This window comes from Clostridium sp. CM038, from assembly GCF_055081105.1.
On record NZ_CM143651.1, the window covers coordinates 2901860 to 2916710 of the forward strand.

General features: G+C 32.2%; 16 protein-coding genes. 1 reads left to right on the forward strand and 15 read right to left on the reverse strand.

Going from position 1 to position 14851, the window contains the following annotated elements; genetic code table 11:
- Positions 1 to 151 precede the first annotated feature (151 nt).
- A complete protein-coding gene (locus tag ACWJKS_RS13345; RefSeq protein WP_462959763.1) occupies positions 152 to 454 on the forward strand; it encodes a hypothetical protein in 303 nt (100 codons plus the stop codon).
- Between the two features lie 63 nt (positions 455 to 517).
- Here the strand turns inward: ACWJKS_RS13345 and ACWJKS_RS13350 are convergent, their stop codons facing one another.
- The 15 genes from ACWJKS_RS13350 to ACWJKS_RS13420 all read right to left on the reverse strand — a co-directional run bounded on the left by ACWJKS_RS13350 (position 518) and on the right by ACWJKS_RS13420 (position 14840).
- Positions 518 to 1279 carry a hypothetical protein gene (locus tag ACWJKS_RS13350; RefSeq protein WP_462959764.1) on the reverse strand — a complete coding sequence of 254 codons (762 nt, stop codon included), beginning with the start codon at positions 1277 to 1279 and terminating at the stop codon, positions 518 to 520.
- Positions 1279 to 1974, reverse strand: coding sequence for an ABC transporter ATP-binding protein (locus ACWJKS_RS13355; protein WP_462959765.1), 696 nt, complete (start codon positions 1972 to 1974; stop codon positions 1279 to 1281). Before ACWJKS_RS13355 ends, ACWJKS_RS13350 begins: the two co-directional genes overlap by 1 nt.
- Positions 1967 to 2344: a GntR family transcriptional regulator gene (locus tag ACWJKS_RS13360; RefSeq protein ID WP_462959766.1), complete on the reverse strand. Its 378-nt coding sequence runs from the start codon at positions 2342 to 2344 to the stop codon at positions 1967 to 1969. Before ACWJKS_RS13360 ends, ACWJKS_RS13355 begins: the two co-directional genes overlap by 8 nt.
- Positions 2345 to 2490: 146 nt before the next feature.
- Positions 2491 to 3441: an ABC transporter permease gene (locus ACWJKS_RS13365; RefSeq protein WP_462959767.1), complete on the reverse strand. Its 951-nt coding sequence runs from the start codon at positions 3439 to 3441 to the stop codon at positions 2491 to 2493.
- The gene (locus ACWJKS_RS13370; protein WP_216301637.1) at positions 3434 to 4354 is read right to left on the reverse strand and encodes an ABC transporter ATP-binding protein; all 921 of its coding nucleotides are present in this window, start codon (positions 4352 to 4354) and stop codon (positions 3434 to 3436) included. The genes ACWJKS_RS13365 and ACWJKS_RS13370 overlap by 8 nt, the downstream gene beginning before the upstream one ends.
- A gap of 37 nt (positions 4355 to 4391) precedes the next feature.
- On the reverse strand, positions 4392 to 5153 hold the full coding sequence (locus tag ACWJKS_RS13375; protein ID WP_462959768.1) for a hypothetical protein: 762 nt from the start codon (positions 5151 to 5153) through the stop codon (positions 4392 to 4394).
- Positions 5153 to 5848 carry an ABC transporter ATP-binding protein gene (locus tag ACWJKS_RS13380; protein ID WP_462959769.1) on the reverse strand — a complete coding sequence of 232 codons (696 nt, stop codon included), beginning with the start codon at positions 5846 to 5848 and terminating at the stop codon, positions 5153 to 5155. The genes ACWJKS_RS13375 and ACWJKS_RS13380 overlap by 1 nt, the downstream gene beginning before the upstream one ends.
- On the reverse strand, positions 5841 to 6218 hold the full coding sequence (locus tag ACWJKS_RS13385; RefSeq protein WP_216301634.1) for a GntR family transcriptional regulator: 378 nt from the start codon (positions 6216 to 6218) through the stop codon (positions 5841 to 5843). Before ACWJKS_RS13385 ends, ACWJKS_RS13380 begins: the two co-directional genes overlap by 8 nt.
- Before the next feature lie 264 nt (positions 6219 to 6482).
- Complete coding sequence (locus ACWJKS_RS13390) at positions 6483 to 7943, reverse strand: IS1182 family transposase (protein ID WP_462952569.1); 1461 nt, start codon at positions 7941 to 7943, stop codon at positions 6483 to 6485.
- Between the two features lie 166 nt (positions 7944 to 8109).
- Positions 8110 to 9798: a [FeFe] hydrogenase, group A gene (locus ACWJKS_RS13395; RefSeq protein WP_462959770.1), complete on the reverse strand. Its 1689-nt coding sequence runs from the start codon at positions 9796 to 9798 to the stop codon at positions 8110 to 8112.
- A gap of 4 nt (positions 9799 to 9802) precedes the next feature.
- Positions 9803 to 11677, reverse strand: a complete 1875-nt coding sequence (gene nuoF / locus ACWJKS_RS13400) for an NADH-quinone oxidoreductase subunit NuoF (protein ID WP_462959771.1) — start codon at positions 11675 to 11677, stop codon at positions 9803 to 9805.
- A gap of 1 nt (position 11678) precedes the next feature.
- The gene (locus ACWJKS_RS13405; RefSeq protein WP_220286688.1) at positions 11679 to 12155 is read right to left on the reverse strand and encodes a complex I 24 kDa subunit family protein; all 477 of its coding nucleotides are present in this window, start codon (positions 12153 to 12155) and stop codon (positions 11679 to 11681) included.
- A gap of 105 nt (positions 12156 to 12260) precedes the next feature.
- Positions 12261 to 12899, reverse strand: coding sequence for an ABC transporter permease (locus ACWJKS_RS13410; RefSeq protein WP_165413177.1), 639 nt, complete (start codon positions 12897 to 12899; stop codon positions 12261 to 12263).
- A 16-nt stretch (positions 12900 to 12915) separates the two neighbouring features.
- Positions 12916 to 13869: an ABC transporter ATP-binding protein gene (locus tag ACWJKS_RS13415; protein ID WP_462959772.1), complete on the reverse strand. Its 954-nt coding sequence runs from the start codon at positions 13867 to 13869 to the stop codon at positions 12916 to 12918.
- Positions 13870 to 13901: 32 nt separating this feature from the next.
- Positions 13902 to 14840 carry a glycine betaine ABC transporter substrate-binding protein gene (locus ACWJKS_RS13420; RefSeq protein WP_462953677.1) on the reverse strand — a complete coding sequence of 313 codons (939 nt, stop codon included), beginning with the start codon at positions 14838 to 14840 and terminating at the stop codon, positions 13902 to 13904.
- Between the last annotated feature and the right edge of the window lie 11 nt (positions 14841 to 14851).

Genomic DNA, 14851 nt, shown 5'->3' on the forward strand with positions numbered 1-14851 from the left:
CTTACAAATAGAAAAGGTTATCTTACAATTTTGTAAGATAACCTAATAAAGCAGCACTAAAAATGTGTTATAATTTAGCATGCATTTAAATCAAATAGAAAAACAATATGTATACAACTGAAAGTACAATTATAAGAGGAGATGATGAATCATGGATACGAATATAGTAATAGCAATACTACTCTTAGTTCCAGCAGGTCTATTTATATACTTTGATAAAAAGCTATTAATTAGCACTAAAATACAAACAAAGTTTAAGATAAATAACTTTTTAGGATTATATCTTTTTATGCTAATAACCTTGGTACTTAGTACATTTATAGTTGCAACCTTAGCAATGATTTTTCATATATCTAGCACTTTTACATATGCGATTCAATCTGTGCTAATAGGAATTCTTTTAGGGTTATTCTCAAACATAAATAAAATATTTAGAAGAAAAAAAAGAATTTAGAAAAGCATCTTAAAACCACCTGGATAAATTTCATATTTATCCAGGTGGTTTTAATTATTTTCCCTATGATAGATCCAATTTTTTATCTATTAGGTAGGTAGGGGTTATGAATAATCCTACAAAAGTAATTATCTGAAATATAGTATCCGCAATATTAATATTAAATGCTCCACCTGAAACCGTGAAATCAGAATTCAATATATTATTAGTCGTATTTATTGAAAAATTGCTCAAGTTAATTGTTTGAGGGAATTGCGTTGTAATTTTAGTTGACAGCCAGCCTATTGCTACTGATAGTATTATAAAAATTATAAAAGAGCCTATTTTACCTAGTTTTTTGCCTTTTAAGGCTACTTTGCCAATAACCATGCAGAAGTATATACATGTTAAGGAATAAACAATGATCCATATATATTGAATTATAAAAAATAATATTATCCCGAGCTTAATATCTTTAAAAAAACTTAAATCTATTTTGCCTGTTACAGTCAAATTAAACATCAAAAGGGATACAAAAACAACAATGGAAATTTGTATTAAAGCGGTTATCAGCCTGGATGCCATTATTGATACTCCCGATTGTGGAAGTGTAAATAATAGGTAGCCTGAGTCTCCGTGTAGGTATTTACTCATAATCTTTAACGAAGATATAAATATTACTATTATGGCGCCAATAATTAAGCATGTAGATAACCCCATTACTGTATTACCATCCCAGGTATCTTTCTTTGTCATAAGAAATAGGTTAGCAATTATAACAGATATACAAACTCCAATTATGGTTAAAAAAGTTGATCTTAATTCATATTTTATAAGCTTAAACATTATTGAAATACCTCCCTATACAATTCATCGATTGACTTTTTCTTACTAGTTCGTAATTCTTCTGCATTACCTTGAAGCACTATCTCTCCATCAGATATAAATGCTACATCATCAAAAATCCGTTCTATATCATTTACAAGGTGTGTAGTAATTATCATAGAACTATTTTCACTAAAGTTATTAACTATAGCATTTAATATCTTTTCTCTAGTAGTAGGATCTACTCCCCCAAGGGGTTCGTCAAGTATATAAAGCTTTGCAGCTCTCGAAAGTACCAATGTAAGCTTTAACTTTTCTTTCATTCCTTTTGACAGGCTTTTCACAGCGCTATTTTCATCAAGGTTCATAAATACGAGCATTTCCTTCGCTTTTTTTTCATCAAAATCAGAATAAAATGCCTTAAAATATTTCACTGTATCCTTTACTTTCATCCACTTTAGAAGATACTCATTGTCAGGCAAATATGAAACTATAGACTTTGTATAAACACCAGGCTTTTGACCATCTATTAGTATTTCTCCTTTCGATGGATGAAGTATTCCAGCTGCTATTTTTAAGAATGTAGTTTTACCGCTACCATTAGGACCAAGAAGTCCTAAAATTTTCCCTGGCATTATATCTAGGTCTACACCGCGCAAGGCTTTTTTAGTTAAATACGACTTGCATATTTTTTTTGATTCTAATATATTATTCATCTTGTTTTACCTCCATAGTTTCCTTTGAAACAGATTTAATTATTTCATTAGTAGTAAATCCTAAGCTTTTCATTCTAAGTATAAAAGAATCTATAACTTCCTTTGCCATTTCATTTTTTAAATTATCCATCATATTTTCATTCTCCTCCACAAATGTTCCAGTTCCTCTTTGTGTATAAACAATTCCAAGTCTTTCGAGCTCTTGATAGGATCTTTGAAGCGTATTTGGATTCACATTTAAATTCATTGCCATTTCTCGTACTGAGGGCAACTTATCCTTTGATTTTAGCTTTCCTGTAACGATGTCCATTTTTATAAGGTCCATGATTTGTAGATATATAGGCATTTTATCATTAAATTCTAAATTCATTATTCAATCTCCTTTCAGAAAATACATCGATTCCCTAGTGACATATGTTAATAGTACACTGCAACATTAATCGTGTCAATATGAAAATATAGACCACCTAGATAAATTTTATATTTATCCAGGTGGTCTGTATTTTATTTATAATATTATGCTACTATATCTCTTTTTATAAAAGCTGCGTATGCAATAACATTGAAAATTATAAAATAAGCTATCAGTACTGTAATTGAAAAGTTCATTGTCATTCCTTTAACTAATGGCTGCCCATCAATATATTGATTCAAATTCGTATTTGCAAATAGAATATATTTTGACCAATTAAATCTAGTGAGTAGCATTGTTACGGTATTCCCTACAGTTAAAAGAAAAACTCCAATACCTATAGCCATTGCACTATTACGGAAAACTGTAGAAATCATAAATGCTAAAGTAACCATCATAACTAAGCTTATACACTGAAGTCCATAAACCTCCACAATATGTGCTATCATATTAACTTCACTAATTTTGCCAGCAACATTTGTAAGGAATGGTGTACCTGACCCTTTAAAGCTAAACAATGCTCCTCCAATAAGAAATGAAACTACTAAAAGTACTAAAAGCATGAAAAGAGTGTATCCTAAAACAGAAATATATTTTGAAAGTAGAATTTTCCACCGTTTTGAAGGTCTAATTAGTAATAATTTAATTGTGCCTCCTGAAAACTCATTGGCTACTATTCCACCACCCATTATAATAGCAAAAAGAGAAATTAAAAATATTAGGCTACTTGCTCCTTCTACAAATCCCCATAAGGATTTATCTTGTATAGGTTGTATGTCATTTTTAAGACGATATTCATTAGTTTGTAACTGCTTTGTAATTCCGTCCTTTTCCATTTTAGATATCCCTGGCCTAGCTAATGATTTTTTAATTTCCTGGTTTTGAATTGTTATGTCTGATTTCCAATCACTTTTAGGCGCTTGGGTACCTGTAAATCTAAATAAGAGCCCAACTGCTACTATAATAAGAACTAATATACCCATCATTATCCATGTGCTAACGCTATGAGCAAGTTTCATATTTTCATTACGAACTAGATTTATTATTTTACGCAATTCCATTACCCCCTGTCATTTCTAAGAATTTTTTCTCTAAGCTTTGTTGCACCTTACGAACACCGTAAATTTTAATTCCCTGCTGCACAAGCTTTTCAACTAACCCAGGAACATTTTCTATATTTTCCTTAATTTCAATTTCTTTTTCATTTATTTCTGGTTTATATTTGCTACTAAGACTTTCTAAATATGCTTTTGCACTTTCAATCGGCGAAACATCTAGAGCTATAACTGAATCCGACTCATCCTCAAGCATTTCTTTCATATCCTGAATTCTAACCAATTTTCCATTTTGCAGAATTCCTACCCTATCGCACATAAGCTCCATTTCTGAAAGCAAGTGGCTTGATACTATTACTGCAACATTTTCTTCTCTTGCAAGTGTCCGTAAATGATTACGCAATTCATGAATACCAGCAGGATCTAATCCATTAGTAGGTTCATCTAATACCAATAACTTTGGAGAGTTAAGGAGCGCTTGTGCAACCCCTAGTCTTTGACGCATACCTAGTGAATATGTCTTTATTTTGTCATTTATTCTTTTTTCAAGACCCACAATTTTTATAACCTCATCAATACGTTCCTTCTTTAAGTCTGGATACATCCTCCAAAAATGAACAAGATTTTGATACCCAGTTAAATATTTATATAAATCTGGATTTTCAATAATTCCACCGACTTTAACAATGGCTTTTTCAAAATCCTTCTCAACATTTAATCCATCAATATACATTTCACCTTTAGTAATAGACATCAGTCCTAAAAGCATTTTAATAGTAGTAGTTTTACCAGCGCCATTTGGTCCGAGGAATCCAAACACCTCCCCTGAACGCACGTCAAAAGTAAGATCATCTATTATTACCTTTTTACCGATTTTTTTTGTAACATTCTTGATTTGTACTATAGTTTCCATGTTGAACCTCCTTATATGAGTTTTAAATTATTAAATCTTATGATAAATCTAATTTTTTGTCTATTAGATAGGTAGTGGTTATGAATAATCCTACAAAAGTAATTATCTGAAATATGGTATTAGCAATATTAATATTTAGTTCCCCACCTGAACTTGAAAGAGCCGAAGCAGATGATTGAAAACTACTCTCTAATGAAGAACCAACGATGTTCAGTGTTTGAGGGAATAGTTCAACAATTTTGAATGATAGCCAGCCTATCGCTACTGTTAGTATTATAAAAATTATAAAAGAACCTATTTTACCTAGTTTTTTACCTCTTAAGGCTACTTTGCCAATAACCATACAAAAGTATATAAATGTTAATAAATAAACAATGCCCCATATATATTGAATTATAAAAAATAATACTATACTGAGCTTGAAATATTTAAAAAAACTTAAATCTATTTTGTCTATTGAAGTCAAATAGAGCATCAAAATGGATACAAACGCAACAATGGATATTTGAATTAAGGCACTTATCAGCCTTGAAGTCATTATCGCGCTCCCAGATTGCGGAAGTGTAAACAACAGGTAGCCTGAATCTCCATATAAGTATTTGCTCATAATTTTTAATGAAGATATAAATATTACTATCATGGCGCCAATAATTAAGCATGTAGATAATGCAGTTACTGTATTACCACCCCAGGTATCTTTCTTTGTCATAAGAAATAAGTTAGCAATTATAACCGATATACATATTCCAATTATGGTTAAAAAAGTTGATCTTAATTCATATTTTATAAGCTTAAACATTACTTAAATACCTCCCTATACAATTCATCGATTGACTTTTTCTTACTAATTCGTAATTCTTCTGCATTACCCTTAAGTACTATCTCTCCATCAGATATAAATACTACATCATCAAAAATTCGTTCTATATCATTTACAAGATGTGTAGTAATTATCATGGAACTATTTTCACTAAAGTTATTAACTATAGCATTTAATATCTGTTCTCTAGTAGTAGGGTCTACTCCACCAAGTGGTTCGTCAAGTATATAAAGCTTTGCGGATCTTGAGAGTACCAATGTAAGCTTTAACTTTTCCTTCATTCCCTTTGATAGGCTTTTCACAGTGCTATTTTCATCAAGTTTCATAAACTGGAGCATTTCCTTTGACTTTTTTTCATCAAAATCAGAATAAAAGTCTTTGAAATACTTCACCGCATCCTTTATTTTCATCCAATTTAGAAGATACTCATTATCAGGTAAATATGAAACTATAGACTTTGTATAAACACCAGGCTTTTGACCATCTATGCGTATTTCTCCTTTCGATGAATGCAGTATTCCAGCTGCTATTTTTAAGAATGTAGTTTTACCGCTACCATTAGGACCAAGAAGTCCTACAATTTTTCCTGGCATTATATCTAGGTCTACTCCCCGTAGGGCCTTTTTATTTAAATATGACTTACATATTTTTTCTGATTTTAATATACTATTCATCTTGTTTCACCTCCATAGTTTCCTTTGAAACAGATTTAATTATTTCCTTAGCAGTAAATCCTAAGCTTTTCATTCTAAGTATAAATAAATCTATAACTTCCTTTGCCATTTCCTTTTTTAAATCATCTACCATATTTTCTCCCTCCCCCACAAATGTTCCAGTGCCTCTTTGTGTATACACAATTCCAAGTCTTTCAAGCTCTTGATAGGATCTTTGAAGCGTATTTGGGTTCACCTTCAAATTTGTTGCCATTTCTCGTACTGATGGTAATTTATCCTTTGATCTTAGCTTTCCTGTAACGATGTCCATTTTTATAAGATCCATAATTTGTAAATATATAGGCATTTTGTCATTAAATTTCAAATCCATGATTTCATCTCCTTTCTGAAAGTACATTAACGTCCTAGTGACATATGCTAATAGTACACTAGAACTTTAACGTTGTCAACATAGAATATGTATTTTAAATGTATAATGATACAATTTTACAAAAAAAAACCACCCGTATATGGGAGGCCGCTGAAAAAAGCACTCTTTATTTAGTAGAGTTTTCAAGCTTGAATAGAAAAAGCATGAGATATTCATATTTTGGATATCTCATGCTTTTTATTTTATAATTAAGTTTTAAAAGCCCTATTTCATGCTTTTCAACTTAATTATTCTCTTTAGATTCACAGTGAAGATTGATAATGCACCTTGAATTTGCATACTAATTAAGCCTGACGATATTGCTACATCATAGCTATGTTGGTGCTTAAGTTCACTGTTTTTAGCCTCTATCATATAACGTTCCCTAGCTCGTTTTTTAAAATATTCACTTTTTTCGAACTCTATTTGATCTTTGTGAGTATTTGACTTTATTGAAACTGAATAAGTTTTAGATTTAGCGCCTTCTTTATAACACCCATCTTTATGAACACAATTTTTACACTTTTCTACATTAAAATAGTAGGTTAGCACTTGATTTTTACCAACATTCTTCTTTCCCTGTTTTGCTTTTTTAATAGCCATATGACCTGCCGGACATACAAATAAACCAGCATCTTTATTAAACTCAAATTCATCTTCTTTTTTTCGCATTCCTTGTGAAATTACAGGATTTAGTCTTGAAATTAATGCAATTTTATTTTCTTTTGTATATTCTAGGTTTTTCTTTTCAGAATAAGCTGTATCTCCAATTACTTCATTTACATCTATACCAGCCTCACGGCTTTTTTCTATTAAGGTTATGAGCTCCTTTCCATCACTTTTTTCGCCAGTTGTAATAACAGCTGCTGTAATTAAACGTTCTTCACTCATAGCAAGGTGTGATTTATATCCAAAAAAAGAACTATCCTCAGTTTTATGCCCCACTTTTGCATCCTCATCTTTTGATATTTTTAGATTTTCTAAGTCATCATTAATAGCTTCCATTAAGTAGTTTAATTTAGTTTTCACAGCTGGATTTGCTGCAGTTTCTGGCTTCTCGTTTATGGTATCAATTAATAATTTGCAGTACTCAAGAATATCTTCAAGTACTCCAGTTGTAACTTTATTAGGTAACTCTTCTTTAATACCAGGATGTACTCCGTACAATGTTTTTCTTAAGTTTTTTGCACGTTTCAATAATTCCTCGCTTGCTGACTTTTGGTTATAACGTGACTTGGTATGCGTAGCATCAACTATTATTGCTTTACTTTTTAAAACTCCCTCTTTTATAGCAAGTTCTACAGTCTTGTTTATTAATAAATCCAATAAATTCATGTCTTTAAGGCGAAGCTTTCTAAATTTAGTTAGTGTACTTGAGTTTATTAAATTTGTTTCTTCTGGGGCTAAATTTAGAAAATATTTAAAGGACATGTCATAAAGAGTTCTTTCAACAACATCTTCATCAGACAATTCATATATTACTTTCAAAAGTAAATATTTAAATAGCATTATGGGGTTAATAGCACCTCTACCCATAGATGAACTATAGTTAATCATCAATTCGTCATAAACAAATGAAAAGTCAACAAGGTCATTAATTTGCTTTAAAATGTTATCTTTCGGAATAATTAACGAATATAAGCTATGGTATGTATTTATTTTTATTTCCAATTGTCCTTTTAGCATAATAGTTTAGCCCCTTTTATTTTATTCTACTATACTAATTCGACATATCTTTTAAAATTCCTTTTTGTTTTTTAGTCTTTTATATAAAAAAATCGCCATCTTTAATTAGATGACGATTTTTCATATAGTTTTTCAGTGGCCTCGTATATGGATGGGTGTTGATTACTCAACTTTTTTTATTGTAGTGTACATGTAATAGTTCATGAACCTTGCCTTTTAACAATCCTGAATATAACGAATTCATCAATGGGTTGTCATCTGTACGACTTATACTATTCATTTTATCTGCTTTATATAATCCAGTACCACGCTTAGATTTCCCTTCTGCTTTTACGAATGGTTGTCCTGCGCCACTAACGCATCCACCGGGGCATGCCATAACTTCTACAAAATCATAATGAGCTTCACCGGATTTTATCTTCTTTATAACGTAATCTGCATTTTTGAGTCCACTTACTATGGCGAATTTTATTACGCGCTCATTTACATTAATACTGGCTTCTTTAACGCCGTTCATACCTCTAACACCATCAAAAGCAAGTGCACGTAATATTGCAATCGGTTGATCCCCTAAAACTTTACGTATAACAGCTTCACTAACACCACCCGTTACTCCAAATATAACCCCAGCTCCACTACTAATTTCAAATGGCATATCTAGTGCCTCAGGTTCTAATTCTGAGAACGCAATTCCTGATTCTTTTATCATATTAATAAGTTCTTGCGTCGTTACTACATAATCTACATTAGGAACACCATTCTTTTTAAATTCATCCCTATTTGCTTCGAATTTTTTTGATGAACAAGGCATAATTGCTACGCTCACAAGTTTTTTATCATCATCTTTGTAATGTTCCTTCAATACAGAAGCAAACATTTGCATAGGAGATTTACAAGTGGAAACATTTTTCATTAAATCTGGATAAGTATTTTGAACATAATTTACCCAGGCAGGGCAGCAAGATGAGAATAGAGGTAAGCTCTCATTATTTTTAAGTTTTGAAATAAATTCATTTGTTTCCTCTATAATTGTAAGGTCTGCCCCTACTGAGGTATCAAATACCTTATCAAATCCCATTTTTCTAAGGACAGTTACTATTTTTCCCATTGCATTTTTGCCATCTTCTTGTCCTAATTCCTTGCTCATAGATACCCTTACAGCAGGAGCAATTTGAACTACCACCTGTGTATTCTTATCACTAAGTTCCTTCCAAAGTTTATCTGTAGTACTCCTTACTACAATAGCACCAGTAGGACATACTGCTGCACACTGCCCGCAACCAACACAATTAGAGTCTCCTATAGGTTCATTAAATGCCGTTGAAACAGTCATTTTAGATCCTCTGCCAACAAAATCAATTGCTCCAACGTTTTGTACTTCTGCACACACTCTTACACAATCACCACATAAGATACACTTGCTTGGATTTCTTACTATGCATACAGATGAATTGTCTGGTTCAGGTTCTTTAGCAGTATTTTCAAATCTTACTTTCTTTATTCCGAAACGTTTTGCTAACTCCTGTAGCTTACATGAAGTATTTTTTTCACAGGTTGTACAATCTCTGCAGTGATTTGCAAGTAGTAACTCAAGAATATTCTTTCTATACTTTCTAAGTCTTGGCGTATTTGTATATATATCCATGCCAGCTTTAGGAGGAGTAGAGCATGCGGCCTCAATGCCTCCATGTTTGTTTTCAACCATACACATACGACAAGCTCCATAAACTGAAAGCTCTGAATAGAAGCATAATGTAGGTAATTCGATACCAGCTTTTCTAACTAGTTCAAGAATATTTTTTTCGCCCTTTATTTCTACAGGTACATTATCTATAGTCATAAACTGTCCATTCATTCTATTACTCCTCCTTTATAGCTTTAAATGCACAAGTATCAACACAACTACCACATCTTATGCACTTGTCTTTATCAATTGTAAATGTCCCTTTAATCTTACCTGAGATTGCTCCAACTGGACAAATTTTTGAACACTTTGAACATCCCTTGCAAATTTTTGAATCAATAAATATTGTCTTAAACTTCTGACATGTTTTAGATTGACATTTTTTATAAGTAATATGAGCTTCATACTCATCACGAAAATTCTTAATAGTACTGACAACTGGTAATGGCGCTGTCTTTCCAAGTCCACATAGTGATGTTGAAGATATGGTATCTGCAAGTTCTAAGAGCATATCTATATCTTCAAGCTTTCCTTTACCTGCAACTATTCCTTCAAGAATTTCAAGCATTCTTTTAGTACCTTCGCGGCAAGGAACACATTTGCCACAGGATTCATTTTTTGTAAAGTTCATAAAGAATCTTGCAATCTCAACCATACAAGTATCTTCATCCATAACTACAAGTCCACCCGACCCTATCATTGCCCCTGCTTTTTTAAGTGAGTCGAAATCTAGTGGCAAATCAAGATCATCTATTGTAAGACATCCACCAGATGGCCCGCCTATTTGTACAGCCTTAAACTTTTTGCCGTTTTTTATTCCTCCACCAATATCAAATATTATTTCTCTTAGAGTTGTGCCCATTGGCACCTCAATAAGTCCTGTGTTTTCAATATTTCCTGTTAAAGCAAACGCTTTTGTACCAGGACTATTTTTAGTTCCAATTGATTTATACCATTCTACGCCTTTATTAATTATTACAGGCACATTAGCAAAAGTTTCAACATTATTAAGAACTGTTGGCTTGCCAAAAAGTCCATTCTCAACAGTTCTTGGAGGTTTTACCCTTGGCATACCTCTTTTCCCTTCAATGGAAGCTGTTAGTGCACTTCCCTCACCACATACAAAAGCACCTGCACCTCTATTAATCTGGATATCAAAACTAAAATTTGTCCCAAGAATGTTTTCCCCAATAATTCCATATTCTTTTGCTTGTTTAATAGCACTCGAAAGTCTATCTACAGCAATAGGATATTCTGCACGAACATATAAAAAACCTTTTTGTGCACCACAAGCAACAGCGGCGATTATCATTCCTTCAATAACCCTATGAGGGTCTCCCTCCATTAGACTCCTATCCATGAATGCCCCTGGGTCACCCTCGTCACCGTTACATACAATATATTTTATCTTTTCCTTTTGGCGCTGTACCTGCCCCCATTTACTACCAGTAGGGAATCCACCGCCTCCACGGCCTCTTAAATTTGATTCATTTATTTGGTTAATAACCTCATCTGAATTCATATCAAATAGTACTTTTTCAAATGCAGAATATCCGCCTATAGCGATATATTCTGCTATTGAAGTTGCATCAATGTGTCCACAATGTTCAAGTGCAACTCTAGTTTGTTTTTTATAAAAAGAAATTTCATTCTGCTTCCTAAATATATGTCCATTTTTGGTATATACAAGTCTTTCAACACATTCATCTTTAACTATAGTTTTATCCACGATTTCTGCGCAATCTTCCATCTTTACTTTTAAATATAAATATCCAAATGGTTCTATTCTTATAAGAGGACCCATTTCACAAAATCCATGACATCCGCTTTTTTTCACTCCAACAGTCTCCTCATGTGGCTCTTTCTCAAGGCTTACTTCACAATTTATGCCCTTTTCCTTTATAATCCTTATTAATTCATCATAAATATCTAGGGATCCACCTGCAACGCAGCCAGTACCAGCACATACAAGAATTTCCTTTTTTTCTTTTGTAAAACTATTTATATAAATATTTCTTGCATTAATTAGATCATTTCTATTATGAAGCATATTATTTTTCCTCCTTAAGAGTATTTAAAAGCTCCATTGCTTTTTCTGGGGTCATAGAACCATGTACTTTATCATTAATACTCATAGCTGGTGCAAGTCCACAAACACCTAGACAAGAAACTGTTTCTAAAGTAAATGTTAAATCATCTGTTGTAGTTTTAGTTTCCGAAAGTTTTAAATGTTCTCTTAGCTTTTCTAATATAGGAGCAGATTTTCTAACGTGACAAGCAGTACCATCACATATTTTTATTATAAACTTACCTTTAGGTTGTAAAGAAAAATTTTCATAAAAAGTTGCCACACTATATATTTTTGCTCTGCTCATACCAAGCTTTTCTGAAAGATACGAGAATACCTCCTTGGGTAAATACCTATAGCATTCTTGGGTGTCCTGCAATATTGCAATAATATTACTAGATTTAAATTTATGATTTTCTAATATAGTATCTAGCTTACTATAATCAAATATTGTATTCATTTTTCTCCCCCTTGTAAATTCAAAAAATACAAATGTATTTTATAATATATCACCTTGGTAACTTTTGCTATAAAACTTCTAGCTATATATTTTAATATAAGAACATCAAACTTCGCATTTACCACTAGCTTTAAAACTAGCCAACTTTTCCAAATATAATAATATTTCATTTGCAACTATTGCAAGTCCTGCAGACATTATAGTTCCCCATAATATTTTAGGAAGGTAATTCATCCTAAGTCCATCAAACAAAATAACTCCTAACCCACCAGCGTTTATTACCGAGGCAATAGTCGCTATGGAAATGGTAGTTACAGTAGCAATTCTTATTCCCCCAATTATTATTGGAAGAGCTAACGGCATTTGTACTTTCAAAAATAACTGAAAAGGGTTAAAACCCATCCCTTTCCCGGCTTCTATAATGGATGAATCTATGGACTTAAATGCTGCGAATATATTTCTAACTAAAATATACTGATTATAAATTACTAAAACGAAAATCGCTGTTCCTTTTCCAAGGCCTAATAGAGGTATTAATAAAGCAAATAATGCTAGACTAGGCACAGAATAAATAACCCCTAAAGAGGATAAAACTACTACAGATAAAACTTTTGACCTTAAAATCAAAAGTGATAGAGGGATTGCAATCACGAGTGATATTGAAATACTTAGTGATACAATTTGAAGATGCTGTAGCAGCAAAGTTAACATATTATCATGATACTTATATAAATACTCTATCATGCACTATCCCCCCTGTTCACTGACTTATTTTTAATTGCTCAAGTGTTATTTTGCCAACAGCTTCATGATTATCCTTCTCAACAATCAAATAATCGATATTTTTTTTAAGAAAATATGCTAACAAATGTTGCAAATCCTCATTTTCATTAACTCTTGTGTCATCTTCCATTGTTTTTGAATCCAAAGGAATCATTACAGAACTCGCACGTACAAACTTAAGTTTTTGAATAACATTCTCTGAAGAGACCAAACGGGTAACAAATTCATTTTCTGGATGAAATAATATATTGTACGGTGTATCGAACTGTTGAATTTTTCCTTTATCCATGATTATTACTTTATCCCCCAATTTGAAAGCTTCATTAACATCATGAGTTACAAAGAGAATTGTCTTATTAAGCTTTTTTTGAATTCTTAGGAGTTCCTCTTGAAGATTTAGTCTAGTTATAGCATCTATCGCTCCAAAAGGCTCATCCATAAGCATTATTTCAGGATCAGCAGCCATAGCTCTTGCTATTCCAACCCTTTGCTGCTGGCCTCCTGATAATTGCCTTGGATATCTTTTTTTGAAATCCTTAGAAGGAATACTCACTAAATCCAACAATATATCAACTCTTTGCGCTATGTCTTTCTTTTTCCACCTTAAAATATTCGGAACTGTAGCAATATTTTCCTCCACAGTCATATGAGGAAATAGCCCAATTTGTTGAATGACATATCCAATTTTCTGCCTATGTTTTTCAGCGGGAATATTTTTAATGTTTTCTTTGAAAAATAATATTTCCCCTGAGGTTGATTCATATATTCTATTTATCATTTTCAAAAATGTAGTTTTACCTGAACCCGAAGTTCCCAGTATTGTTATAAAACTACCTTCTTCAATACTGGCACTTACATCTGTTACAGCATATTGCTCTGAACCCTTAAATTTTTTGCTTACTTTTACAAATTCAATCGCTACCCTTTTCAAAAGATTTACCTCCTTCCGTGTATATCCATTTTCTATTTTGCTAATTCCTTTTCAAAAAAATTCTTAGCTACCTCTGAGTATTCTTTTTTATCTATGTCTACTTCTGAATTTAATTTTATTATTGACACGTTGTCAATTTTGCTTGTAACCTTATTTAAAATATCTTTTATTTGAGGATTCTTTTCAAGAAGGTCTTGCCTTATAACTGGGGCTATGTTGTACGGTGGCCATGCATTCTTATCATCTTCGAGAATCGCAAACTCAGTTTTACTTAATTGTCCTTCTGTTGTATATGCTACAGCAACATCTGCTTTATCATTATGAAGCACATCATATTTAATTCCATTATCATAGATCTTTTCATCTTTAAATTTAAAATCCCCATAAGCCATTGTCAAAGCTTGCAGTCCATCTAATCTTTCATCAAATTGACCTTGCGATGCAAACCTTATACTTCCTGCTCTTTTTTGAAGATCGGTTATAGTGTGTATATTATATTTATCAGAGGCCCTTTTGGAAATCACTAATCCCTGCCCATCATTTGCAGAAGATGGATCAAGCCAAATCAATTTAAATTTCTCCTTGTATTTCGTTGAAACCTCATTATAAACTTCCTTTGAATCAAACTTTGGCTGCTGCTTTAAAACAGATAATAATCCTGTACCAGTATACTCAGGGTAAACATCAATATCTCCATTTACAAGTGAAGTATGAACCACAGCACTACCAAGATTAAATTTTCTGTAAACTTTATAACCTTCTTTTTCTAAAGCAACTGCATATAATTCAGATAAAATTAAAGATTCTGTAAAATCTTTAGATCCAACTTTTATTGTAGGTTTACTTTTAGTTTGGGATGTATTTATATCCCCAGATGAAACACTCTTTTTAGAACAGCCAGTTAAAACTGAAACTGTAACCAAGGCTGTTAATACAGAAACTACGACTAAGCTTTTTAATCTCTTATTCATAACTACTCACT

What these genes read in the sequence shown, in the direction of transcription:
- ACWJKS_RS13345 (WP_462959763.1), top strand. Translation starts at nt 152, where the DNA reads ATGGATACGAATATAGTAATAGCAATACTACTCTTAGTTCCAGCAGGT.
- ACWJKS_RS13350 (WP_462959764.1), bottom strand. Translation starts at nt 1,279, where the DNA reads ATGTTTAAGCTTATAAAATATGAATTAAGATCAACTTTTTTAACCATA.
- ACWJKS_RS13355 (WP_462959765.1), bottom strand. Translation starts at nt 1,974, where the DNA reads ATGAATAATATATTAGAATCAAAAAAAATATGCAAGTCGTATTTAACT.
- ACWJKS_RS13360 (WP_462959766.1), bottom strand. Translation starts at nt 2,344, where the DNA reads ATGAATTTAGAATTTAATGATAAAATGCCTATATATCTACAAATCATG.
- ACWJKS_RS13370 (WP_216301637.1), bottom strand. Translation starts at nt 4,354, where the DNA reads ATGGAAACTATAGTACAAATCAAGAATGTTACAAAAAAAATCGGTAAA.
- ACWJKS_RS13375 (WP_462959768.1), bottom strand. Translation starts at nt 5,153, where the DNA reads ATGTTTAAGCTTATAAAATATGAATTAAGATCAACTTTTTTAACCATA.
- ACWJKS_RS13380 (WP_462959769.1), bottom strand. Translation starts at nt 5,848, where the DNA reads ATGAATAGTATATTAAAATCAGAAAAAATATGTAAGTCATATTTAAAT.
- ACWJKS_RS13385 (WP_216301634.1), bottom strand. Translation starts at nt 6,218, where the DNA reads ATGGATTTGAAATTTAATGACAAAATGCCTATATATTTACAAATTATG.
- ACWJKS_RS13390 (WP_462952569.1), bottom strand. Translation starts at nt 7,943, where the DNA reads ATGCTAAAAGGACAATTGGAAATAAAAATAAATACATACCATAGCTTA.
- ACWJKS_RS13395 (WP_462959770.1), bottom strand. Translation starts at nt 9,798, where the DNA reads ATGAATGGACAGTTTATGACTATAGATAATGTACCTGTAGAAATAAAG.
- nuoF (WP_462959771.1), bottom strand. Translation starts at nt 11,677, where the DNA reads ATGCTTCATAATAGAAATGATCTAATTAATGCAAGAAATATTTATATA.
- ACWJKS_RS13405 (WP_220286688.1), bottom strand. Translation starts at nt 12,155, where the DNA reads ATGAATACAATATTTGATTATAGTAAGCTAGATACTATATTAGAAAAT.
- ACWJKS_RS13410 (WP_165413177.1), bottom strand. Translation starts at nt 12,899, where the DNA reads ATGATAGAGTATTTATATAAGTATCATGATAATATGTTAACTTTGCTG.
- ACWJKS_RS13420 (WP_462953677.1), bottom strand. Translation starts at nt 14,840, where the DNA reads ATGAATAAGAGATTAAAAAGCTTAGTCGTAGTTTCTGTATTAACAGCC.